Genomic DNA, 23,715 nt, shown 5'->3' on the forward strand with positions numbered 1-23,715 from the left:
GTCTCATATCACTTTGAAAACAATAACTTCTACAAACTGGCGAGAAACGCTTACTAAAACAATTTTTAATGTAACAAAGCAAAAAACTAAAACAATTTGGAGATGAGAATTTGAAATCGACTTTAATCATTCTTCGAGGAAACTCCGCAAGTGGCAAAACAACAATCGCAAAGGAATTACAAGAACATTTCGGGCAAGGTACACTTCTAGTCTCTCAAGACGTAGTGCGTAGAGATATGCTAAGAGTCCACGACACAATGGATAACTTATCTCATGATCTACTATTTGAAATTACGAAATATGGAAAAGGAAAATGTGAAATTGTTATTTTAGAAGGTATTTTGAACAGCCGTAGATACGGTGCTATGCTGAAAGAATTAATACATTATTTTGAAGGAAACACTTATACATATTATTTTGACCTATCACTTGAAGAAACGATTAGACGGCATAATACAAGAGAAAAGCAGCATGAATTTGGTGAGGATGCATTACAGAAATGGTATAATCCGCACGATACAATTGAAGTGAATAAAGAAACTGTGTTTACAGATGATTTCACGCAGAAAGATATATTTCATACGATACTTAATGATATAACTATTCCGCATTAAATTCAGCATATTGAGCGTACTTGTTCTCGGACTTATTTTCAATCAATCCATGAAACAATATAATTTACAAATTATTATCTTAATCTTTCATTAAATTTATATTTTTTATGATTTGTAATTGTCATAAATAGAAACTGCCAATGTACAAAATAGTACTCAAATAAATAACACAAAAAGGGCATATTCCTTTTTGAATCGCCCTTTCCCCTTGAAAATATGAAAATTAACTATTATATTCCTGATTTCCAAGCAATGATGATAAATGTAGTCCAGAATATAGTTCCTAATATAATTGCTATATTTAATAGTATTAAAAACTTAAGTGATGCTGTATACTGCTTTGTTCCACGATATAGAAGTATCAAAGTTATCAATGATATTGTTGTAAATAAATACGCCATTACTGCTCCTATCCAATACCATATCATTGTATTGGAACCCCAATAAGCCATAAACTGAAACAATATACTAAAAATCATTCCTAAAATTGCAAAAAATAAGGAAATAACTATAGATTTCATGATGTTGTTACCTCCTTTTAAAAATTTTAATAGAATTAAAATGTTTTTACTAGGCTTGGTCTATAGTTATTAGCAAAACTGTCTAATAAACCATAAGGTCCGATAATAGTTGTAGAAGTAGGAACCATAAATGGAAGGTTACCCGAGCCATAATAATATGCTTGATATACAATTTTTGAACAATATGTTGGATCAGTACCTTTTGTATTCAAAGTCACTCCATAACTAGGAAATCTGTCTTGAGTTGCACTACCACTAGAAGAATAATATGTTCTATCTGCCCAAGAAGCGGCATTACCAGCTACATAATTATAAGAAGAAGAAACTCGATACATCCATACAGTACCTTTTCCAGTATATTCATCTAACCATTGTTGTACAGTTCTTTGTCTTGTAGTATTTAATACTCCTCGATTTGTATTAATAGCATACCCTGGAGCATCTAAAATATAATTGTCTCCATTGGCTATAGCTGCATGACCAGCAATACCATAAAAGGACGTACCATTAGTAATAAGTATGTCACCTCTTTTAATATTGAACCCTTGATAGTAGGCTCCTTGCCATCCTGAATCTTTTGCAGGTACTTCTTTAACCTTATCGTTTTTTATTTTCTCAAATGCTTTTTCATTATCAGTAACAATTTTCTCCCATTGCTCATATGTTATGCTTTTATCTATCGCTCCAGCTTTTATCCCTTCATTGTACTTTTGTTTTAAGTCTCCATTGGCTATATTCTCATTTGCTGAAGCTGATGGTGAATTAATAAAGAATATCATACATATTGATAATACCGTTAAAATGACTGACAAAAGCCTTCTCATCTGTATTCCTCCTTTAATTTTCTGAATTTTCTTAATAATATGTTTTTAACATTTTTCAATAAAAATAAAGTTGATAAATAATTGATAAACAATTCTCCCCAAAAGTAATGATTATAGGAATCTCTTCCTTCAATTACTCTATATCCTTTCAATTCATTGCAATGTTCACCCTATAATTCTGTTGTTATATTCTGTCCTCACTTTTTATAAAAGTGAGGACAGAATATAATAATAATTAACACTAAAAAGCATCGTCTTCCTGAATAGTTTCTATAATAAATTCTTTTAAACTTTGGGCTATTTCTTCCATTTCGTCATCCTCGTGATACCAAATATATACTTCATCATCCATGAAGCCGCTATTTATTTTAAAGCACAATTTATCCCCTGAACCATCGTCACCAATTACGATAAGGTTTTCTGGCATATGCTCATCTCTCATGTCAACGTTTTGTCTAACTATATCATCCCAAGTTTTCGTTACATTTCTACTATCTTTAATCGGATATAGTATCCATTCCCCTATTTCAGCATTATTAACTAATTTAATAAGATCCCTATATTGATTTGGGAAAGCAGCACCTAACTTTTCTTCAGTTTCTTTTATTTGCAACTCCAATACACCTTGTTTCTTTGTTTCAATATATTCTCTTACTTCTTTCATGAAATACACCTATCCTTTGAACTTAATTACACTATTATGAGTGAAAATGTTTAGTAAATGATTTGATCCGATTTATACATTTCATTATACGTTAACCCGTCGTTGTCAACATACTATTCTTCTCTACTTCTCAATAAATTTTTATTCTACTTCCTCACCTCATTATTAATAGTTTTATTTTATAAACATGATACAAGTTTCATTTTCCTGTTATGTTTTAGTACAGATTTAGTAATAAACCCTTTAAAAATTCTATTTTACTTCCACTCAAAAAATAAAAGCCAGTCTCAATAAAGAGAACTGACTTCTATTTGGATAATTATTATAAAACTTTTACTTTAACAGTTTTTCTTCCCCAATTCATGGCTTTACTTTTGGAGCCCATTAAAACATCAATACGATTACCTTTAATTGCACTTCCAGTATCACCAGCGATAGCTTCTCCATAACCTTCTACCCATACTTTAGATCCTAATGGGATTACTTTCGGGTCAACTGCAATAATTCTCATATTCGGATTTTTCGTTAAATCATGCCCCATTGCAGTTAAAACGCGTCCACCATATGTACCATTTTCACTTGGATCAGCAGTATACGCTGTCGCTACTACCGTTAATTCACGTTTAGCAGACTGTATGTTGTTTTTTGATACTTCTTTCGCTCTCTCTTCTTCTTTAGCTTTTGCTATTTCTTGCGCTTTTTCTTCTTCTTTGGCTTTTGCTATTTCTTGCGCTTTTTCTTCTTCTTTAGCTTTTGCTATTTCTTGCGCTTTTTCTTCTTCTTTAGCTTTTGCTATTTCTTGCGCTTTTTCTTCTTCTTTAGCTTTTGCTATTTCTTGCGCTTTTTCTTCTTCTTTAGCTTTTGCTATTTCTTGCGCTTTTTCTTCTTCTTTAGCTTTTGCTATTTCTTGCGCTTTTTCTTCTTCTTTAGCTTTTGTTATTTCTTTTGCTTTCTCTACTTCTTTAGCTTTTACTATTTCTTTTGCTTTCTCTTCTTCTTTAGCTTTTACTATTTCTTTTGCTTTCTCTTCTTCTTTAGCTTTTACTATTTCTTTTGCTTTCTCTTCTTCTTTAGCTTTTACTACTTCTTTGACTTTTGCCTCTTCTTTAGGCTTTACTATTTCTTGCGCTTTCGGTTCTTCTTCAACTTTTACTTCTTCTTTAGTTTTTGTTATTTCTTGCGCTTTTGGTTCTTCCTTAACTTTTACTTCTTCTTTAGGCTTTGTTATTTCTTGCGCTTTTGGTTCTTCCTTAACTTTCACTTCCTCTTTAGGCTTTGTTACTTCTTGCGTTTTCTGCTCTTCTTTAACTTTTACTTTCTCTGATACTTTCACTACTTCTTTAGACTTTACTATTTCTTGTGCTTTCGTTTCTTTTTGCACTTTTGCTACTTTCTGCGTCTTTACTTCTTTCTTTTCTTTAACTGATTTTTGTACTTTCGCTACTTGCTTCGTTTTCTCTTCAGTTTTCTTTTCAATTGGTACTGTACTTGATAGGAAAGAAACATTTGCATAAGCTGTTTTTCCTTTATACTCAAATTGCAGCCATCCGTCTTTTACTTGATGCGTTGATTCAATTACATCATCTTTTTTTAGTCTACCAAGAATTTCTGATTCTGTATTTGCTTCAGTACGTACATTTAATAAATTCGCCGTTACATGATACACATCTTTTGTAAACTCCGAACTTACAAATACTTCCTTACCATTTAACTCAATTTTTGACCAGCCATCTTCGGTATTTATGACTTTTAACTCTTGCCCATTCTTTACTTTTTCGACAACTTTTGATTCCGTAGTCGGTTTTTCACGTACGTTGAGTACATCTGCTGTTACGATTGTTTCTGCGGTAGCAGTTGTAGTAAAAGCTCCCAATCCAAAAACAGTTGCTGTTGCTGCGCCAATTACTTTTTTCATATTAGCCTCCATTATGTTTTTTTGAATTCTATCAAATACTTCCATAAATTTATGGAAGTATTTGCAGCAGTATATTAGCACCACTTAATATACCGCTATTAAAACTCCTTACTCCAATACTATCAAATTCTTATTTCTAATTCTATATATTATAATTTTCCTTATTTTCTATAAACGTTTTATACCCTTCTTCACACTAAATAGTTGTCGCAATTCCCGCCAAAAACAAACTGACGATTGCTAAAAATTGAGTAGCGACTATAGCCCCTCTTAAATGAAACTTATAATCTTTATATCCCTTCATCCCTTCCGTACAAGGAATAACAACAAATCTCGGGGTGATCCAACAAAAGATTAGCCAATCAATTATGAATAAATCTACTAAATTGAAAAACATTAAAATACCAAAAGTATGTAAATAGGCATCAACATATAATAGTTTTTCATGTTTATGTAGTATATATGTGGAAACGAAAGGAGTACCGAAAAGAATAGCGTTATAGGCAATATTAAAGTAAATCGTTTGCTTTTTTTCATGAATCGATTTCGGAAAAACTACCTTTTGAATATCTTCCGGATAATCAGTTAACGAAAGTCGAGGATTATAATATAAGGACCCTAAAATCATTACGGACAGTACAATAGACATAAGGAAACCAACGTACATCATTTGCTCAAATGAACTCATATTCATCATTCACCCTTTTCAGTAGTTACTATGTAGATAACTCATTTAATTACCTATTGTATGTACGCACATAACCAAAAATTAACAATCCTTTCAACACCGAATCAAAATTGTTGCAATGCAAAAACAATTTTTATAAAGTGAAAGCCTAATTAGTTAAGTTAGGGCTGGTGAAAACTATGAAAATTGAACATATTGCAATTTGGGTAAATGATTTAGAATTAATGCGTACTTTCTATACGAAGTACTTTAATGGTAAAGCAAACTCTTTATATCATAATGAAACGAAACAATTCGAATCTTATTTTATTACGTTCGATTCTGGAGCAAGGCTTGAACTTATGCGCAAAAAAGGTATTGAAAATGAGCCCAATCTTAATATAACTGGCTATGCACATATGGCATTCTCTGTCGGTAGTGAAGAACGTGTAAATGAATTAACTACAACATTAAAAGATGATGGTTATCCTTTATTAAATGGACCGCGTTTCACTGGAGATGGCTATTACGAAAGTGTAATAAGCGACCCGGAAGGCAATCAAATAGAAATCACTATTTAACGCTTGTTTATCTTTTCTGAAGAACAAATAAAAGTTAGTTTGGAGGAATCATATGCATAAGCTACATTTCAAAAAATTTGAAGCAGCGGATTTTAATCTATACTTTCAGCTCGTATCGAACGAAAAAGTCATGGCACAAATTACAGAGCGTGCTATTCCGTTAGAAGAAGCGCAAAACGACTATGAAAAATTGTTACTGCGCAATGAAAAACATAAATTATTTGGTTCCAATAAAGTTTATGACTCTAGTACAAATGAATTCATTGGACTTGGACATATAACAGTGAATGAAGATAATGTAAAAGAAGCTGAACTTGGTTATATGTTATTGCCAGAACACTGGGGAAAAAGATATGGTAGTTGTATTGCAAAAGAATTAATTGAAATAGCGAAGCATACTGATGTAAACGTACTAAAAGCAATTATCGATCCAAATAATATCCCCTCTCGAAAAATTTTATTAAACGCTGGTTTTACATCAGATATAGTTTGTGAGATTGATGGATTACCCGGGGAGATTTTAAGTAAATATATTTAACTATACAAAAAGGTGATGCACCCATTCATAAAAGGCGTCTACGTTAATACATCTGACCTCTCCATTAAAGATTGGCCAGATGCTTACTACAGCTGTAACTTTCACCGATTAATGGAAGCAAAGACTAAATATGACCCGAAAAATGTTTTCAACTTTCCCCAAAGTATCCCTCCCTTTTAATAGTCAAAAATGAAAGTAATAGTTTATATTTCTAGCAAAAAATGAACGATTCTTTTGCATGATAGTGATTTGGTTTCGCTCCTCCCCCATCACCTTACATAAAGCAAGTAAACACGAAAGCCGGTGGAATATTCCAGTTTATTTTCTTCACCTCAATATTTACAAAAAATGAATGAAAAAATTGTTGTTTAAAGCGTGTATATTGGAAAGTAATAAATTTCCCTTCTTCTCCTAATACTTCTTTTGTTACCTGTAATATCTTTGTAGAGGTATCAAGGGATAAACTGGTAAATGGCAATCCTGAAATAATATAATCCACCTGGGTAATTTTATATTGTTGAACATACTTTTCCGTATATTCGGCAGAGTCATGAATAATGTACACATTTTCCATGTGTGAATATCGCTCTTGAAGTATACGGTAAAACTGTGCGTTATTCTCAATAATTAACAATACCGTTTCATTATGTTTATGTTTAACGAGCTGTTCCGTAAACACTCCAGTTCCTGGTCCATACTCAATAATGCATTTTGCTTGTTCAAAATTTATAGGGGCTACCATTTGTTTTGCAAGTTGCTTAGAACTTGACAATACCGCTCCTACAGTTCTTGGGTGCTTTATATATTCACTTAAAAAATGTAGTATATGCATAGTCTTCTTCCTCTTTCCTTGTAGGATACAAGGTATACTCTACTAAAAAAATATGAAAATATGATGAGAAATACATAAGATATTCTTAATGTCCACTAACTTAGGATATCAAATGAAGAGTGTCCATTTTGCTGTATTTTCTATGTCGCGAACAAAAAAAGGGTATACTTATTTAACTGTATTTGTTAAATAAAAAAGTCACTTTAGAAATTTCTTTTTTTCATCCTATTTTAATGATTTTTTCATCCAAATTTCATCTGAATCTCATTCTTATTAGTTACACTCTGTATATAAATTGGCGTTGGCCATAAAAACTAGTAAGGAGGAATCTTACATGAAATATTATGAGAAGGATCAGGATAAGAATAGAGAAAATCCATCCATTTCTGATGAAGTGACTTCCGTTTCATCACGAAGCTGGCAGATGCTGAGCAAAGTTCCAGAAGTCACCATTTTCTTCTGGATTATCAAAATCATGGCTACTACAGTGGGCGAAACAGGCGCGGACTTCTTAAATACAAACTTGAACTTTGGCTTGACTAAAACGACCTTTGTTATGAGTGCTCTCTTATTCATCACACTGTTCTTCCAGTTTAGGTTAAAGAAGTATGTTCCAGGAATTTACTGGCTCACAGTCTTGCTGATTAGTGTTGTTGGCACGCTGGTCACTGACAATCTTACGGACAACTTCGGGGTCGCTCTAGAGACGACCACTATCGTTTTCACACTTTTTCTACTGGCAACTTTTGCTGCTTGGTATGTGAGTGAGAAGACACTGTCCATTCACTCTATTTACACAACAAAGAGAGAAGTATTCTACTGGTTAGCTATCCTGTTCACCTTCGCCTTAGGTACTGCAGCTGGTGATCTCGTAGCAGAGAGTCTCAACTTAGGTTACTGGATTTCAGCGTTCATATTTGCCGCATTAATTGGGGCTGTAACCGTCGCTTACTACTGCTTCAAATTAAATGCAGTGTTGGCCTTTTGGATCGCTTATATTTTAACTCGGCCTTTCGGTGCCTCTTTTGGCGATTATTTATCACAGCCTCACGATTCTGGTGGTCTTGGTCTCGGTACAGTTGGAACAAGTGTACTCTTCCTCGCAATAATCTTGAGCTTAGTTATTTATTTGACCAAGAAGAAAAAAGACGTGAACCCGAGCCTTAATTAATATATATTTTGTCTAAACCTTAAAATAGGTGACATGATTTCCTAATCGTTATTACAAAATTTCAACCAAAAGAAAATTAAAAGGCAATACTACTTTAAACTAACAGTAGTATTGCCTTTATATAAAATAAATCATTATCCCCTTGTTTCGTCTACTATACTATGAATTAAAGAAATTAGAGCTTGTTTTGTTCCCTCATCTGTAACTTTTGCATCATCACTAAATTTAGTGCGTACAGACGGGATTAATAACGAGCCATTTTGAACGACAACTGTATCTAACATGCCTAGTGTAAGTAACAAAGATTCATGGGCTTTATCCCCTCCCGCAATTGACGGTGAAGCTGTTATGATAGCCACTGGTTTTTTATATAGTTCCGCTGAAGACACAAGCCATTCTAATGCATTTTTCAAAACTCCTGGTATACCTTTTGCATACTCCGGTGTACAAATAATCAGTGCATGTGATTCGCTTAATGCCTTTCGAAACTCTTGAACAACAACCGGTGCTCCCACTCGATCTACATCCGGATTAAAATGAGGAAGTTCCTCTATTCCTTTATATATAGTGTAATCTACTCCATCTGGAATAAATGCGGCTAAAGTTTTTAATATGTTTGTGTTGGATGATCCTTTCCTAATGCTGCCTGAAATCGCTATGATTTTTTTGTGTTTACTCATATGATCGTCCCCCCTACAAACATTATACTTATGCAGCCATTGAAAAAACAAAAATAATTAACTATTTAACAAGTTGTATATTCATTAATTTTGTTTACATAATAATATTATGCAATAAATCTATCCTTTTAACGAGATTGTACCTGTTTTCCTACTAACATACATACCAACTACATTACAAATATAGTGCCCCCTATTAGCATCAACGAGAAGGAATAGACCTTGTAAAAAAACATTTATAATTCCACTGATACGCAGAAAAAATAAAAAGAGAATAATTCAAAAATTCCCAATGAATCATTCTCTTTTTATTTTCATATTTTAACATGCTGGATATGCCTTAGAACCCAAATAACGTTCTTTTATAAGTTGACGATGATGAAGCTCATGACCAGCAATTATGTTTGCTAATGCAAGAACCGTGACTTCAGAATTGTTCGCAATTCCCCTTTGTAACCAAGCTTCTTTATCTAAACTTTTAAGCAAATGCATAGTAGATTGGCGAACAACTGTTAAATTCTCAAGAAGATCTTGCATAGATTGCTTATCAAAAGCTGCTCTAAGAACATACATATCATCGTTATATCCAGGAAGTTCTGCTGTCTCGCCTCTTGCTATGGAAAGCAATCGATACGCCATAATACGTTCAGTATCCGCAATATGACCGATTACTTCTTTTATACTCCATTTATTAGGAGCATATCTAAAATGTCCATCACTATCAGAAATATCCTTCAATAAAAGATTCGTTTCCTTCATTTGTTGCTCTAGAATATGTATGATATCTCCATCTGGTATTAAGTTTATGTACGTTGAATAATACGGGTTATATTCATTTGCTTCTGGTCTCTTTTGCATGCTTATCATCCTTTTTATTTTATCCTTATATACAACTTATCATAATTATTATCATATTAATCAAAAAATTTTAATTTTAAAACAAAAGTTCCCCATCCTATAGGATTACATTAACAAAGCGACTCATCCCCAAGCCCCCAACTAAACCATTTCCCATGCCCTTCCGTCTCCCCAACCGTTTCACAATATTCGTTTCCGTTAATATAATAATCAATATGAAGGTCCCGGTCCCACATGTTGTTATATAGGTGGAATACATCACGTTTTGCACCAATTTCTTTAATTTGTTTTTCTAGCGTATGTTTCACACCTTCTGGTATTTGATTCGCTACATGTGTATGGAAAATACAAATCACTGCATCTTCCCTTATTTGATCTACAATGGATGGTAGAAGCACTACACCATCTCCTTCAATTAATTGTACTGATTGTTCTTTTACAAGTTCTGCTGCTTGATCGAATAGTACCAGTCTTTCTTTATGTTCTGGCCAAATAAGCGCTCGTAACCATAAATAGTCTTCGTCATCATTTAAATCGTTCACGTGTAAATCTAGTCCGATTCTTTCTACGACAGGTGGACTTTGTTTTAGCAAATACGGCATATTATCCCCTCTTATTTCAGAGGTTAAATGAACATTCGATTGTGTATTTCCATACACTTCTTCCATTCCATATGAGTAACGATATTGATCCCAAAATAGTTGTAATCCAGAACTTGTACCAATTTCTATTAACGCTAACGGTTTGTTCACTTTATTAAATATGTAACAGAAACTTGGATACAAATAGGCACATCGTCTTACTTCATTCGTTTGAACGAGTTTCGTTTGTAATAAAGTAATTATTTCTTCACGATATACATGGCAAAAATCTTTAAATTGGTGAAAGGTATTTCCAAAATTTATATCAGCATCTTCAACTAAACTATAATAATACCTTTTTAAACTGTGTTCTTTTCCTTTTAACAATAAATAATGGACTGCACCTAATAATACGTTTGGGATTGGTTGACCAGGTTGTGCGTAGGAAGCTAACGTAAGAACTTCCTCATCTTCAGAAATTTTTATTGATAAATACTCGTATAAATCACTTGATCCTTTACATTCATTCTCAGAAAAATTCCGAAATAAGTTTGCGATTTGTTCTTTTGTAAGCATTGGTATCCCTCCTGTTTTTTTCAGAATAATCTTATCATTAATTTGTTATTTACTCTATTTTTTCAAATTAAATGTAATTAAAAACAGATTCTTACAAATTCCCAAAGATTAAAACTTAAAAATAAAAGTATTAGTAAGTTTTTTTGAGATAACATCAAACTGGAATTCTTCTCCAAATTCCGCTTTACTACAATGCTTTTTAGCCTTATGGCAGAAGAATTCTACAAAATAAAGCGTTAAATAGTTTAAAATTATCAGATAACACTAGATATTTTAGTCTATTAATTATTATAATAGAGTATGAGATGGTTATATAATTGAGACAAAAAAGGTAAATACCTAGGTGGGGCCTAGGTGGTGTTTTCTTTTTACGGCTTAGATATAAAAACACCTACTCTTTTTTGCCAATATAGGGGATGGAGAGATTATCATGAGCAACATGCAGCAAAAAACAGACGTTATCTTAATTGGCGCTGGAATTATGAGCGCAACGTTAGGATCATTACTTAAAGAATTGGCACCTGAATGGGAAATTAAAGTATTTGAAAAACTCACAAATGCCGGAGAAGAAAGTTCTAACGAATGGAATAATGCTGGTACAGGACATTCTGCGCTATGTGAGCTTAACTATACATCCGAAAAATCTGACGGGTCTATAGATATTGGTAAAGCTGTAAAAGTAAATGAGCAATTTCAACTTTCAAGACAATTTTGGGCGTATCTTGTTAAGAAAAACTTAATTCGTAATCCACAAGATTTTATTATGCCACTACCTCATATGAGTTTGGTGCAAGGAGAAAAAAATGTCGAGTTTCTAAAAAATCGTTTTGAAGCGCTTTCAAAAAACCCTCTATTCCAAGGAATGGAATTTTCTGATGCTCCTGATACATTAAAAAAATGGCTTCCACTTATTATGGAAGGTCGTAACTCTAATGAACTGATGGCTGCAACGAAAATTGATTCTGGAACAGATGTTAACTTCGGTGCGTTAACACGCATGTTGTTTGATTACTTAAAAACTAAAAATGTCGAGCTAAACTACAAACATAGTGTCGAAAATATTAAACGTACGAAGAACGGTTTGTGGGAAGTGAAAGTACATGATATGAATAGTGGTAAAATCGAACACCATACTGCAAAATTCGTCTTTATCGGCGGCGGTGGCGGTAGTCTACCTCTACTTCAGAAAACTGGTATTCCTGAATCAAAACATATTGGAGGATTCCCAGTAAGTGGACTATTTATGGTATGTAAAAACCAAAAAGTTGTAGAGCAGCACCATGCAAAAGTATACGGAAAAGCTAAAGTTGGTGCTCCACCAATGTCTGTACCTCACCTTGATACGAGATATATAGACAATAAAAAAGCTTTACTGTTTGGACCGTTCGCTGGATTCTCGCCTAAATTCTTAAAAACTGGTTCAAATCTTGACCTAATCGGTTCTGTAAAACCAAATAACGTCTTAACGATGTTAGCAGCTGGTGTAAAAGAAATGGGATTAACAAAATACTTAATCCAACAAGTTATGCTATCACATGAAAAGCGTATGGAAGAATTACGTGAGTTTATTCCGAACGCGAAAAGTGAAGATTGGGATATTGTAGTTGCTGGTCAACGTGTGCAAGTAATAAAAGATACTGATGCAGGTGGTAAAGGAACACTGCAATTTGGTACAGAAGTTGTTAGTGCCTCTGACGGATCAATCGCTGCGTTACTTGGCGCTTCTCCAGGTGCTTCTACTGCTGTTCACGTTATGCTTGAAGTATTAGAAAAATGCTTCCCAGGCCGCATGGTAGAATGGGAAGAAAAAATAAAAGAAATGATTCCTTCTTATGGCATTTCGCTAACTGAAAATCCAAGGTTGTTCCAAGATCTTCACGCTTCAACAGGACGCACACTTGGGTTAAATGAAAAAGAAGCTGTTCACAATTAACTGATAGATTAAAAAACGACATAATAAAAACGTCCGATATATTCGGACGTTTTTATTTTCTACTAGAAATTATACTTATCAATATTATCCTTTGTAAATACAACTCGTTCAGGTAATACGATAATACCATTTCCTTCTGCCTCGTAGTCATACCCTTGAATAGAGTTTGGTTCTACTTTCACTTTTCCGATTCCTTTTACTTCAAAGCTATCCCCTACTTTTAACTTCTTCCCTTTTACAACAATTTCATTTGCGACATACGTTGCGAGTGCACCTTGCTGTTTAACATCCCATAAACCAAATTGCTCTACTGTTCCTCGTTTTACATAATCACGCATAACGTTCGGCGTTGAAAACCCAGTTACGACTACATTTTTATCCATTTTCAAATTTTCAGCAGCTTGCGCCATCGCTGGAAGTGCCGTTGCATCTGGACATATTACTGCGTTAATATCCGGATACGTTTTTAAAATACTCTCCCCTACTGATAAAGATTTTTGTGCATTATTTTCACCATATTGCGTCGTTACAATTTCCCAGTTCGGGTATTTCTCTTTTATAATCTCTTTCGCCCTCGTTACCCATTGGTTTTGATCTGTTACAGTTGGGCTTGAATAAAAGAACGCGACCTTCCCTTTATCTCCAATTTGCTTAGATGTCATTTCTATTAATAAATTTGCAAGTTGATCTGGTGTACCTTGGCTAATATAAAACGAACGGTCTTTCGGATTCACATCAGAATCCCACGTTAATACAGTCATCCCCTTTTTCTTTGCACGTTGCAGTGATTGCGAGAGACCATCAACTGACGTAGATGAAACCATAATTGCATCGTAGTTTTGATTAATAAAATTGTTTATATATTTTACTTGCCCTGATACACTCGCCTCAGATGGTCCATCATACTTCACTTGTACACCTAACTTATCCCCCATCTCTTTTGCACCTTCACCGCCTGATGTGAAGAAGCCCACTCCTGTTAATTTCGGAATGAACGCAAATTTCACATCGTCTGCTTTTTTCTTATCTGCCGTTTGGCTAGAGCAAGCGATTAAACCGATTAAACAAATACACATAATAATAACAATCCCTAGTTTTCTCATCATGACATTTCCCCCTTATGCAAATTCCGTCTTTTCCCCGCTAAGAATTGATGTAATTTGAAATGTCTCATAATAACTGAAAGAATAAGGATAATACCAATTACTACATTGGATTGTTCATTCGTTAAGCCAGTCATTTGCAAACCGTACTGCATAAGTCCTATAAAAATACTCGCTAGTACTGTCCCAATAATACTCCCTTTTCCGCCCGTAATAAGTGTTCCCCCTAAAACAACTGCCGTAATAACTGGCAAAATCGTTTCACTCCCAATATCAGCACGAGCAGAACCGAAATACGCTGTTAAGAAAGCTCCTCCTAATCCACCTCCTAACCCAGAAAGTACATATGCAATAATCACTACTTTCTTCGTTCGAATCCCGGAGTATTTCGCCGTACTTTCATTTGCACCAGTTAGTTTTGCGTGACGACCGTATGTTGTATGGTGAAACAATATCGTAAATACTATCGTTAAAATGACAAGGAGCCATAATAAATTAGGTATACCGATAAAACTACCATTTGCCAGTTGCACATACGAATCTGGTAAACCACTAATTCCTTCATAGCCCGCTGCCCCCGAACCACCTGAAATAACAAGGGCGATTCCTGCATATAAAAACATCGTTCCAAGTGTAACTACAAGAGGTTCTACATCTGTCATTTTTATAATAAGTCCATTTAATCCGCCGGCTATACAACTTACTACAAGCGCAATGATAACTGCCAACAGTATTGGCATGCCATTCATCCAAAGTACGCCGATAAGAATCGAAGTAAGCCCCATAATAGATCCTACTGATACATCAATTCCACCAGTTACAATGACAAATGTCATCGGAATAGCCGCAATTGAAATAATGAGGAAATCGTTCATACTAAAAAGGAGGTTACTAATGTTTAAGAAATCACTATTTATGAAACTAAAGAAAATGAATTCTACGAGAAGCAATAAGAGAAGAACCCCTTCCCATCTATACAAACTACGTATTACCCTCATAGATTCACCTTCCTTTCTTCTAATTGCCGGAGTTTCTTCCATTTTTTTAAGACACTATCTAATATAATGATGAGTAAAAGTAAAAATCCTGAAATTGCACTATTCCAAAATGCAGGTATTTTTAAAAAGACGAGTGAACTGCTTATCACTTCTAAAAAGAATGCACCTAATGCCGCTCCAAATATAGAACCTGTTCCTCCTTTTAAATGAATACCACCTAAAACAGCAGCGGCGATCACTTGCAATTCTATCCCTGTACCTGTTTGATTTGGAACGAACCCAATGTTCATTACGAATATGCATCCAGCGAGCCCAGCGCTTATGCCTGATATGATAAACGCGTATATTTTCACTTTATCTACATGTATTCCAATAAGCCTTGCACCATCTTCATTATCACCTACCGCATAAAAATATCTTCCAATTTGTACTTTCATTAAAAAGAAATATAGTAGTAGCAATATGATAAGAACGGTCCATACGGTTACCGGAATACCGAGCATCATAATAGAAGAAATTTGTTTATACTCATTCGGAATATCTTCAATCCACTTTCCGCCCGTAAATATTAACATTGCACCTCTAATAATCCCAAGCATTCCTAATGTCATAATGATAGCTGGCACCCGAAATTTCGTAACGCCAATTCCGTTTACCATACCAATAAGAGCACCAAGTATAATTGCTGCAAATATTGAAATAAAGGCACTGTGTCCATCTGTTAACAACATCCCGCAAACCGCAGCGCTTAAGCCCATAATAGATCCTACTGATACATCTATATTTTTCGTAAATAATACGAAAGATTGACCAATTGCCAAAACAACTAAAATAACGCTTGATTTCAGCATTAAAGATAATGAGCTAAACTGAATAAAACTAGGATTCATTATTCCAACGAAGGCTATATAAAGAATTAATAAAATAATAATAGACGTCTCATGCATTTTAAATACACGTTTCACTCCGTTACACCTCCCTTTCCTCCGTACGCAAGGCGTGTAACTTCATTAATACAAATTTCCTTCTTCTCTAAATGAGCGACGAATTCTCCGTTTCTCATCACATATACCCGATTCGCTAATTGAACAATCTCTTCTACATCTGAAGAAATTAATATGATCGCAAGTCCCTCTCTCTTCAAACTTCGTATCGTTTCGTATACTTCTAGTCTTGCTTTCGCATCAATACCGCGGGTCGGTTCATCAAGAATAATCACTTTCGGATTACACGCAAGATATTTCGCTAGCACGACCTTCTGTTGGTTCCCACCTGATAAAGAGGTCATCTCTTCATTCATATGCGGGACAACAATTCGAAACTGTCTTATATACAGTTCTGATAAAGCGCTTTCTTTTTTGTTATTTAAAAAGAAGCTACTCATACCGTTTAAAGATGCAGATGTTATATTTTCCTTAACAGACGCAATTGAAAATATGCCATTCCCTGCGCGGTCCTCCGGCACATACACCATCCCTTCTTTTATTCTCTTATGTACCGAATACTTCGTAATGGATTTCCCCTCTAATAAGACGGAACCTGATTTCAAAGGTATTAATCCAAATATTGATTCAGCTAATTCCGTCCTACCTGATCCGACGATACCTGCAATCCCAATAACTTCTCCAGCATGTACAGTTAGTGATACATTTTGAAACACGTAACTAGACGCATTCGTGACATCTAATATTATTTCCGAAGGCTCTATTTCTTCATGCACGATTTCTTTCTTCTCCTCAAGTCTAGAACCTTTCGGCAATAACCCCTCCATTAGCAAGTCATATGTATAACTCGAAACATTCCCCTGACTAACAATCATACCATCACGCAAAATCGCTACTTTATTTGCAATTTCAAAGATTTCTGGAAAACGATGTGTAATGTATATCATGCCAATTCCTTTTTCTCTTAAGCTTTTTATCAACACAAAAAGACTCTTAATTTCGTGAGTTGTTAATGTCGATGTTGGCTCATCTAAAATAAGAATCTTAGCTTCCCTTATTAACCCTTTCAATATTTCTACCAATTGTTGCTGGGCAATAGATAACGATAACCCTAGATCATGAAGTTGAATGTTCCACCCTAATTCTTCTAGCAACTTATTAATTTTATTTCGCAGTTTTTTCTTGTTCGCTTTCATTCCGATACAAATGTTCTCTTCAATTGTCATATGAGGAAAAATGAGCGGCTCTTGAGGAATTAAATAAATACCACGCTGATGTGCTTCTGCTGTGTTTGAAAACTTTTGTACTTGCCCTTTCACAAACATATTACCAGAATCGTATGAATACAAACCTGTTAATATTTTCATTAACGTTGATTTCCCGGCACCATTCCCTCCAACTAAAGCGTATATATCTCCGCGCTCTAATTGTAAATTGACTTCTTTTAATACGAGTTGATTTGAAAAAGATTTACTCATTTTTGTAACTTGTAATAAGGGCACGTTCTCCACATGATGTCACCTACCTTTATCCCGCATTAACTGGCAGTAAAACTCCCACCTAAAAATTCGGCTTGGGCAAAGAAGTTAGGTATGAGATAAACTGCCAGTAAATGCCCGATTGGTGAAGACTAATAATCAGTGGGGGATGAACAAAACCCCCACTGATTATTAGTCTTCACTTTATCCATAACATTTTTTGAGAAAATGATTTTTTGTTCTACTTGTTTTGTAGCATTGTATATTCCTTTTTTCGTATCTAGAACACTTTTTTCACCGGACTATTTATCGCTTCAACTGGAATAATCAAAATAACGAACACATATGTTTAAGCAGTGGTCAATTGTTGAAAGGGATGAAGAGTATGTCACAGCTCAACTTTGAAGACAATTTGTTAACAAAAGTAGCTTGGTACTATTATAAAGATCAATTAACCCAGCAAGAAATTGCTTCACTTCTTCACATTTCAAGAAATAAAGTCGTTCGGTTGTTAGATAAAGCACGCACGGAAGGCGTAGTTACATTCCACGTTAAAGGTTCTGGCTTACACTGTTTAAGTATTGAACGTGACCTAATAAAAAAATTCCATCTAAAAGATGCTTTCGTTATTCCAACGCCAACAGAAGATTATGCATATTCACTCGGAAAAGCTGCCGCACAATATTTAGAAACTCAATTGCAACAGGGGGATTTACTTGGGATTGGCTGGGGAGAGACGATAAGCAAAATGTTAGAAAATATTCATTTTGATAGCTCTATGAATCTCTCAATCGTTACTCTTACAGGAGGCGTAAATCACTATATTCCAAGAATTCAAAGCTATTTAAACTACATGCAAGGCGACCTTCATATTATTCCTACCCCTTTTCTTACATCTACAAACGAAATGACGCAAATTATTCTATCAGAACCGAGCGTGAAAGATATGCTTCACGTCGCTTCACTCGCTCATACAGCAGTAGTTGGCATTGGAAGCTTATCTCAAGATGCCACTATTGTGAAAGAAGAAAAATTAACGCTACATGAAATGACATATATACGTAGTCAGGACGGGGCCGGAGATATTTTAGGCCAATTTTACAATACTGCCGGAAAACAATTAGAACTTCCTCATCATAATCGTCTTATTGGCACACCACTCTCTGTTCTTAAAAATATGAAGCATGTCGTTGGTGTAGCTGGCGGTATAGAAAAGATAGATGCAATATACGGCGCCTTAAAAGGAAAATTCATTCATACATTAATTACCGATGAAGAAACTGCCCTCTCCTTATTAAGAAAGGAAGGTGAATCTTAATGTCTACTCTATTAGCTTACGATGCTGGTACAGGGAGCATTCGAGCAGTTCTTTTTGATTTAAACGGTAATCAACTTGCTGTTAGTCAAAAAGAATGGATTCATAAGTCAGATAGTCGTTACCCTGGTTCTATGAATTTTGATGTGAAAGAAAACTGGAAACTCGTTCAAGAGTGTACGAAAGATGTTCTGCAAAAAAGTAATACATCCCCCTCTTCTATTAAAGGTATTAGTGCAACGAGTATGCGTGAGGGCTTTGTTTTATACGATAAAAACGGGCAAGAAATATGGGCTTGTGCAAATGTTGATGGACGCGCATCAGCGGAAGTTAGTGAATTAAAACAAATTCGTTCCGAAATTGAAGTGGATTTATATAAAAAATCCGGTCAAACTTTTTCATTAGGTGCTTTACCTCGCTTGCTTTGGATAAAAAAGCATGAGCCAGATGTATACAGAAACATTCACTCCTTTACGATGTTAAACGATTGGATTTTATATAAATTGTGCGGTAATTTACAAATCGATCCTTCAAACGGATGCACATCAGGTATATTCGATTTACAAAATAGAATGTGGGATAACTCGGTTGCTGAGCAATGCGGTCTTGCTCTAGCCTTTGCTCCAAAAGTAAATGAAGCTGGTACAGTTATCGGGAATATCACAAAACGCAGTGCTGAATTAACAGGATTACATGAAGGAATTCCTGTCGTTGCTGGCGGTGGTGATGCTCAAATGGCTTCACTCGGAACTGGAGTCGTTAAGCCAAATCAAACATTAATATGCGGAGGTAGCTTTTGGCAGCAAGAAGTAAATATAACAAAACCAGAAACTGATCCAAATGCGGCACTTCGCGTAAATTGCCATGTCGTTCCTAACCTTTGGCAATATGAAACGATCGCCTTTTTTCCAGGTCTCGTTATGCGCTGGTTTCGAGATGCTTTTTGCCAAGAAGAAAAGAAACTTGCTGAAAAACTCGGTATAGATGCTTATGAATTATTAGAAGAACAAGCTTACGAAGTACCTGTAGGCTCACATGGGATTATCCCCACTTTTTCAAACGTCATGAACTACATTTCTTGGCGGCATGCCGCACCTTCTTTTTTAAATTTAAGCTTAGATGCTGACAAATGCGGTAAGAAAGAAATGTTCCGGTCGATTGAAGAGAATGCCGCCTTCGTTACACTTGGCAATTTAAAACTAATTGAAAATCTCACAGGTACGTTCCCTTCCGAAGTCGTTTTTGCTGGCGGTGCTGCTAAAGGAAAACTATGGCCACAAATTCTTTCAGACGTACTCGGAATTCCTGTGAAAGTACCAGTTGTGAAAGAAGCAGCAGCTTTAGGAACTGCAATTACTGCTGGGATTGGTGCTGGCATATATTCATCTATGGCAGAGACTGCCGAACAGTTTGTACAGTGGGAAAAAACATTTGAGCCAGTCACTGAAAATCATGAACTATATAAGGAATTCTATGAAACATGGAAAACTGTGTATAACAGTCAGCTCGCTTTAGCCGATAAAGGGCTCACCTCACATATGTGGATTGCACCCGGTGCTCTGTAACACATTACATAAAGGAGTGAAATGTATGTTAAAAGCGAATGAAAATGACTTCTCCTATCGCTTCGGTGATAACGGCCCGAAATATTTAATACAAGGTCCGAATATTGATCTTGGGCTTGTCGTTATTCAGCCTGGGCAAGAGTTTCAAAATCATTATCATACAACGTGCGAAGAAGTCTTCTATGCGTTAGAAGGCGAAATAGATTTCTATGTAAATAACGAAAGAGTTCCAATCAAACAAGGTGATGTCTTGCAAGTTCGCCCTCATGAATCTCACTATCTTATTAACCATTCTGACAAACCTTTTAAAGCTGTTTTTATAAAATCACCACATTTACCCAATAAAGATACAGTACAAACTGAAAATCCAACATTAACGAAGGAGTGATTCCTAATGACTTGGGGATTTAAAAATCGATTAAACACAATTTTACCTGATGGCAGAGCAGTTATGTTAGCGATAGATCACGGCTACTTTTTAGGACCAATTCATGGACTAGAACAACCGTTAGAAACAGTTAAAAACTTGCTTCCTTATACAGACTCCCTCTTTTTAACACGAGGTGTACTCAGCTCCTGTATACCTGAAAACTGCAACACACCGATGGTTATGCGTGTATCAGGCGGGGCAACCGTTGTCGGTAAAGATTTAGCTAATGAAACAATTGTTACACCTGTGAAAGAAGCAGTAAAACAAAACGCAATTGGCGTCGGAGTTTCTGTCTTTGTAGGATCAGACTATGAAACACAAACCGTTTCAAATCTCGCAAATGTAGTATCTGAGGCTCATGATTACGGCCTGCCAGTACTCGGTATTACCGCCGTTGCGAAAGAACTACAAAAACGTGAAGCTCGCTTTCTAGCACTCGCCTCCCGCGTATGTGTTGAAATGGGAGCTGACATTATTAAAACGTACTACTGCAAAGGATTCGAAAAAATAACGAGCACATGCCCTGCCCCAGTCGTCATCGCCGGCGGACCGAAACTAGATTCAATCGAAGACGCATTAAACATTACGTATAATGCACTGCAAGAAGGCGCAATTGGCGTAGATATGGGCCGAAACATATGGCAATCTGAACACCCAGCTGCGATGATACAAGCGATACATGGTATTGTGAAAAACGGGTTGAGTGTGAAAGAGGCCTTGGAATTGTATAATGATGTGAAAAATTAAAATAAAAATGACAGACTATGTAATACAGTAGTTTGTCATTTTTTGTTAAACTATTAGAAAAGGAGGAATGATTATGCACCACATGTCTTTTGAACGCCCTACTGATCATTACGATGAACACTTATCTTCTATTGATGAAAAAATTTGTTCTTTATTAAAAGAACGAAAAGAGCTTTCGAATGGAAATCCTGGTTTTCCGCCCGATGAAGCAATTTATAATTGGGCAAAGCAATATGGATTTTATCCAGACTATTTAAATTCATTATTCTCTTCCATGATGGACGAAGAAGAATTTAAACCTCGGGTTGAGCCGGCTAAGTTTAAAAAACATATACCCGTTTTAAAAACTTATGAACGTCATGAAACAGTATATACTGTAACCTTTATTCGTCAATATTCTAATGCTAGTATAATTTATTTATATAAAGAATGGGATTCAAAAAACAAAAAACTTAATGAGAAAAATGCACACAGCCTTATTGAATTATCTATAAAAGATACATACGATTGCTGGGCAGAAGGATGGACTGGAACAGAAGGACATGTAAGCTACCAATTTATTGTATCTCCTGCTCTTCCTGATACTTTGTCTGGAATAAGCTTACGATTTAAAGACCGAAGTATGCCGTTTATGAAAGATCCAGCTGTGCTTGAATTTGAAATTCGGTTAGATTAATAAATAAAGAAGCTGTCCCATAAGTCGAATTTCTGACTAAGTGACGCTTCTATTTTGCTTTCGTGTTCCATTATAAAAGTGTTCTAAATGGAAATAAGCCCCTTCCACACTGGGTAAGGGGCTATATATACACCTTCAAACAATTACTCTTGATGAATGCTATTTAGTTTTGAAACTTTCTTACCTTCTCTATAATCAAGACAAGAAACTTCAATTAATAAGCCATTAAATACTGAAAAATAAAAACCATAACTACTACCTCTCATTGCATACGGTTCCTTGTCTATTTCAATGCCACCAGCTACTAAACGATTATATGCTTGATCAACTTCACTTGAAGTATCCACTAAAAAACCAATATGAAAAGCTTCCGGATACATAACTTCCTTATTCCCCTTAAATGCTTTTGGATCGCTTAGCACAAGTATAAATCCACTCTCATCACTCATCACTACTAGTGCCTTTCCCTTTTGCTCCAAAAATTGAAAATCAAAAAATGTTTCAAAGAAATGTCTCGCTTCTGATAAATCATCAACACATAGATTCATATGATTTAACTTCATTTACTCATCTCCTTTTAAGCAGAGGATATATATACTCATATTGATAACACTTACATATGTAAAGAAAGATATACCGTCTAAGACTTTTTTATAGTCTTATGCTTTTTCCTATAGCTTAGAACGTTTTTCGAAAGGAATGCAATCATATGAACAATTCGACATGGAGTATCGATTTACCTATATAAGTTGACAAGTTTTATAGCCCTATTATTTATTCTCCAAATTAAGTAAAATCCACTCAATCAAGAAAATTGCTGAAGAAATCCGCTCTGTCGTATCCCCTAAGAACACTTTATTAAGGAACTCATCAAAATTAGTCGGTCTAATAGGTAATGCTTGAATATACCTTAAAACAGATCCAGCTGGAGGGGCTGGCTTATTATTAATAGCCCATATTCCCTCTAGCAATGTCCACATTGATGTATGAACTATATATGAAGCTTTTAACTCATCATTTACTTTCAAAGCAGACCGAATTTTTATTAGCGAACTATGCAACCAATGAGAAATACCTTTTACTTTATCACTAGAAACACGGTAGTTTTCGATTTCATTTTTAGCTATTTCCTTTAACTTTTTCAACTCACCGCTTTTATCAATTAAAATTTCCCCTTCTAAAAAAGAGTATAACTCCATTGGATTATTTTTAAAGTTTACTTGTATTTGATTAAAATCTGCATACTTATATTCAATTAAAATACCTTCTCTCATTTCTGAATGAAATCCTTCTTTTGTCCATTCTCTAAAAGAACATATAAGTCTAAATCGGATTCGGGATATGCGTCACCTCTTGCGATAGATCCGATGATCATTAATCCATTTACCTTATACATATATAAACTTTCATTTAATATTGTTTGTAACAATTTTTTATGTTTTTTATATGTAATGAATGAAAGGTTTTCTTTCATTTACATCCCCCCAGTACTAAAAAAGAGGAT

At 35.0% G+C, this 23,715-nt stretch carries 24 protein-coding genes and 2 pseudogenes; 11 read left to right on the forward strand and 15 right to left on the reverse strand.

Annotation, left to right across the window (positions count from 1 at the left end; genetic code table 11):
- The first annotated feature begins 110 nt into the window (after positions 1-110).
- The gene (locus LUS72_RS14655; RefSeq protein WP_097830427.1) at positions 111-614 is read left to right on the forward strand and encodes a kinase; all 504 of its coding nucleotides are present in this window, start codon (positions 111-113) and stop codon (positions 612-614) included.
- Positions 615-844: 230 nt separating this feature from the next.
- Here LUS72_RS14655 and LUS72_RS14660 read toward each other — a convergent pair whose 3' ends face one another.
- The 5 genes from LUS72_RS14660 to LUS72_RS14680 all read right to left on the reverse strand — a co-directional run bounded on the left by LUS72_RS14660 (position 845) and on the right by LUS72_RS14680 (position 5,226).
- Positions 845-1,135 carry a DUF3902 family protein gene (locus tag LUS72_RS14660; protein ID WP_097830426.1) on the reverse strand — a complete coding sequence of 97 codons (291 nt, stop codon included), beginning with the start codon at positions 1,133-1,135 and terminating at the stop codon, positions 845-847.
- A 35-nt stretch (positions 1,136-1,170) separates the two neighbouring features.
- Positions 1,171-1,959, reverse strand: coding sequence for a hypothetical protein (locus LUS72_RS14665; protein ID WP_264446792.1), 789 nt, complete (start codon positions 1,957-1,959; stop codon positions 1,171-1,173).
- A gap of 241 nt (positions 1,960-2,200) precedes the next feature.
- On the reverse strand, positions 2,201-2,623 hold the full coding sequence (locus LUS72_RS14670; RefSeq protein WP_097830424.1) for an SMI1/KNR4 family protein: 423 nt from the start codon (positions 2,621-2,623) through the stop codon (positions 2,201-2,203).
- Positions 2,624-2,945: 322 nt separating this feature from the next.
- The gene (entB, locus tag LUS72_RS14675; protein ID WP_264446795.1) at positions 2,946-4,538 is read right to left on the reverse strand and encodes a cell wall-binding protein EntB; all 1,593 of its coding nucleotides are present in this window, start codon (positions 4,536-4,538) and stop codon (positions 2,946-2,948) included.
- 196 nt (positions 4,539-4,734) lie between these two features.
- Positions 4,735-5,226 carry a nitroreductase gene (locus LUS72_RS14680; protein WP_264446797.1) on the reverse strand — a complete coding sequence of 164 codons (492 nt, stop codon included), beginning with the start codon at positions 5,224-5,226 and terminating at the stop codon, positions 4,735-4,737.
- 179 nt (positions 5,227-5,405) lie between these two features.
- On the opposite strand from LUS72_RS14680, the gene LUS72_RS14685 reads away from it, so the two are divergent.
- From LUS72_RS14685 to LUS72_RS14695, 3 genes and pseudogenes are all read left to right on the forward strand, one after another.
- A complete protein-coding gene (locus LUS72_RS14685) occupies positions 5,406-5,786 on the forward strand; it encodes a VOC family protein (protein ID WP_264446799.1) in 381 nt (126 codons plus the stop codon).
- A 52-nt stretch (positions 5,787-5,838) separates the two neighbouring features.
- Entirely contained in the window at positions 5,839-6,324 is a 486-nt protein-coding gene (locus LUS72_RS14690) for a GNAT family N-acetyltransferase (RefSeq protein WP_097830420.1), read from the forward strand.
- 15 nt (positions 6,325-6,339) lie between these two features.
- A pseudogene (locus LUS72_RS14695) lies at positions 6,340-6,504 on the forward strand (BBE domain-containing protein); the annotation flags it as partial.
- 94 nt (positions 6,505-6,598) lie between these two features.
- On the opposite strand, the gene LUS72_RS14700 reads toward LUS72_RS14695, so the two are convergent.
- Positions 6,599-7,156, reverse strand: coding sequence for a class I SAM-dependent methyltransferase (locus LUS72_RS14700; protein ID WP_097830419.1), 558 nt, complete (start codon positions 7,154-7,156; stop codon positions 6,599-6,601).
- A 334-nt stretch (positions 7,157-7,490) separates the two neighbouring features.
- Between LUS72_RS14700 and LUS72_RS14705 the strand changes: the two genes are divergently transcribed.
- Entirely contained in the window at positions 7,491-8,327 is an 837-nt protein-coding gene (locus LUS72_RS14705; RefSeq protein ID WP_264446805.1) for a COG4705 family protein, read from the forward strand.
- Positions 8,328-8,461: 134 nt separating this feature from the next.
- Here LUS72_RS14705 and LUS72_RS14710 read toward each other — a convergent pair whose 3' ends face one another.
- The 3 genes from LUS72_RS14710 to LUS72_RS14720 all read right to left on the reverse strand — a co-directional run bounded on the left by LUS72_RS14710 (position 8,462) and on the right by LUS72_RS14720 (position 11,022).
- Complete coding sequence (locus LUS72_RS14710; protein WP_264446807.1) at positions 8,462-9,007, reverse strand: NADPH-dependent FMN reductase; 546 nt, start codon at positions 9,005-9,007, stop codon at positions 8,462-8,464.
- A 321-nt stretch (positions 9,008-9,328) separates the two neighbouring features.
- Positions 9,329-9,865: a DinB family protein gene (locus tag LUS72_RS14715; protein ID WP_097830416.1), complete on the reverse strand. Its 537-nt coding sequence runs from the start codon at positions 9,863-9,865 to the stop codon at positions 9,329-9,331.
- A gap of 110 nt (positions 9,866-9,975) precedes the next feature.
- Positions 9,976-11,022 carry a DUF2332 domain-containing protein gene (locus LUS72_RS14720; RefSeq protein WP_264446810.1) on the reverse strand — a complete coding sequence of 349 codons (1,047 nt, stop codon included), beginning with the start codon at positions 11,020-11,022 and terminating at the stop codon, positions 9,976-9,978.
- A gap of 430 nt (positions 11,023-11,452) precedes the next feature.
- On the opposite strand from LUS72_RS14720, the gene LUS72_RS14725 reads away from it, so the two are divergent.
- Positions 11,453-12,955, forward strand: a complete 1,503-nt coding sequence (locus LUS72_RS14725; protein WP_097830414.1) for a malate:quinone oxidoreductase — start codon at positions 11,453-11,455, stop codon at positions 12,953-12,955.
- Positions 12,956-13,017: 62 nt separating this feature from the next.
- Here the strand turns inward: LUS72_RS14725 and lsrB are convergent, their stop codons facing one another.
- The 4 genes from lsrB to LUS72_RS14745 are packed head-to-tail and all read right to left on the reverse strand — an operon-like array spanning position 13,018 to position 17,511.
- Positions 13,018-14,061 (reverse strand): autoinducer 2 ABC transporter substrate-binding protein LsrB, encoded by a 1,044-nt coding sequence (lsrB, locus tag LUS72_RS14730; RefSeq protein ID WP_097830413.1) that lies wholly within the window; start codon positions 14,059-14,061, stop codon positions 13,018-13,020.
- Complete coding sequence (locus LUS72_RS14735) at positions 14,058-15,056, reverse strand: ABC transporter permease (protein WP_141533506.1); 999 nt, start codon at positions 15,054-15,056, stop codon at positions 14,058-14,060. The genes lsrB and LUS72_RS14735 overlap by 4 nt, the downstream gene beginning before the upstream one ends.
- Complete coding sequence (locus tag LUS72_RS14740) at positions 15,053-16,021, reverse strand: ABC transporter permease subunit (protein ID WP_264446815.1); 969 nt, start codon at positions 16,019-16,021, stop codon at positions 15,053-15,055. Before LUS72_RS14740 ends, LUS72_RS14735 begins: the two co-directional genes overlap by 4 nt.
- Complete coding sequence (locus LUS72_RS14745; RefSeq protein WP_264446817.1) at positions 16,018-17,511, reverse strand: sugar ABC transporter ATP-binding protein; 1,494 nt, start codon at positions 17,509-17,511, stop codon at positions 16,018-16,020. The genes LUS72_RS14740 and LUS72_RS14745 overlap by 4 nt, the downstream gene beginning before the upstream one ends.
- A gap of 352 nt (positions 17,512-17,863) precedes the next feature.
- Between LUS72_RS14745 and LUS72_RS14750 the strand changes: the two genes are divergently transcribed.
- From LUS72_RS14750 to LUS72_RS14770, 5 genes are all read left to right on the forward strand, one after another.
- Positions 17,864-18,796 (forward strand): sugar-binding transcriptional regulator, encoded by a 933-nt coding sequence (locus LUS72_RS14750; RefSeq protein WP_264446819.1) that lies wholly within the window; start codon positions 17,864-17,866, stop codon positions 18,794-18,796.
- Entirely contained in the window at positions 18,796-20,358 is a 1,563-nt protein-coding gene (lsrK, locus tag LUS72_RS14755) for an autoinducer-2 kinase (RefSeq protein WP_264446821.1), read from the forward strand. Before LUS72_RS14750 ends, lsrK begins: the two co-directional genes overlap by 1 nt.
- A 25-nt stretch (positions 20,359-20,383) precedes the next feature.
- A complete protein-coding gene (locus tag LUS72_RS14760) occupies positions 20,384-20,746 on the forward strand; it encodes a cupin domain-containing protein (protein ID WP_000909986.1) in 363 nt (120 codons plus the stop codon).
- 6 nt (positions 20,747-20,752) lie between these two features.
- Positions 20,753-21,535, forward strand: coding sequence for a 3-hydroxy-5-phosphonooxypentane-2,4-dione thiolase (lsrF, locus tag LUS72_RS14765; protein WP_264446824.1), 783 nt, complete (start codon positions 20,753-20,755; stop codon positions 21,533-21,535).
- Positions 21,536-21,608: 73 nt separating this feature from the next.
- Positions 21,609-22,211 (forward strand): chorismate mutase, encoded by a 603-nt coding sequence (locus tag LUS72_RS14770; protein WP_170961040.1) that lies wholly within the window; start codon positions 21,609-21,611, stop codon positions 22,209-22,211.
- Between the two features lie 143 nt (positions 22,212-22,354).
- On the opposite strand, the gene LUS72_RS14775 is transcribed toward LUS72_RS14770, so the two are convergent.
- Both LUS72_RS14775 and LUS72_RS14780 read right to left on the reverse strand, forming a co-directional pair.
- Entirely contained in the window at positions 22,355-22,774 is a 420-nt protein-coding gene (locus LUS72_RS14775; RefSeq protein WP_128280371.1) for a VOC family protein, read from the reverse strand.
- Between the two features lie 207 nt (positions 22,775-22,981).
- A pseudogene (locus LUS72_RS14780) lies at positions 22,982-23,685 on the reverse strand (nucleotidyltransferase domain-containing protein).
- Positions 23,686-23,715 lie beyond the last annotated feature (30 nt).

Origin of the sequence: Bacillus cereus (genome assembly GCF_025917685.1) — a bacterium.
In the GTDB taxonomy this organism is placed as follows: domain Bacteria; phylum Bacillota; class Bacilli; order Bacillales; family Bacillaceae_G; genus Bacillus_A; species Bacillus_A cereus_AT.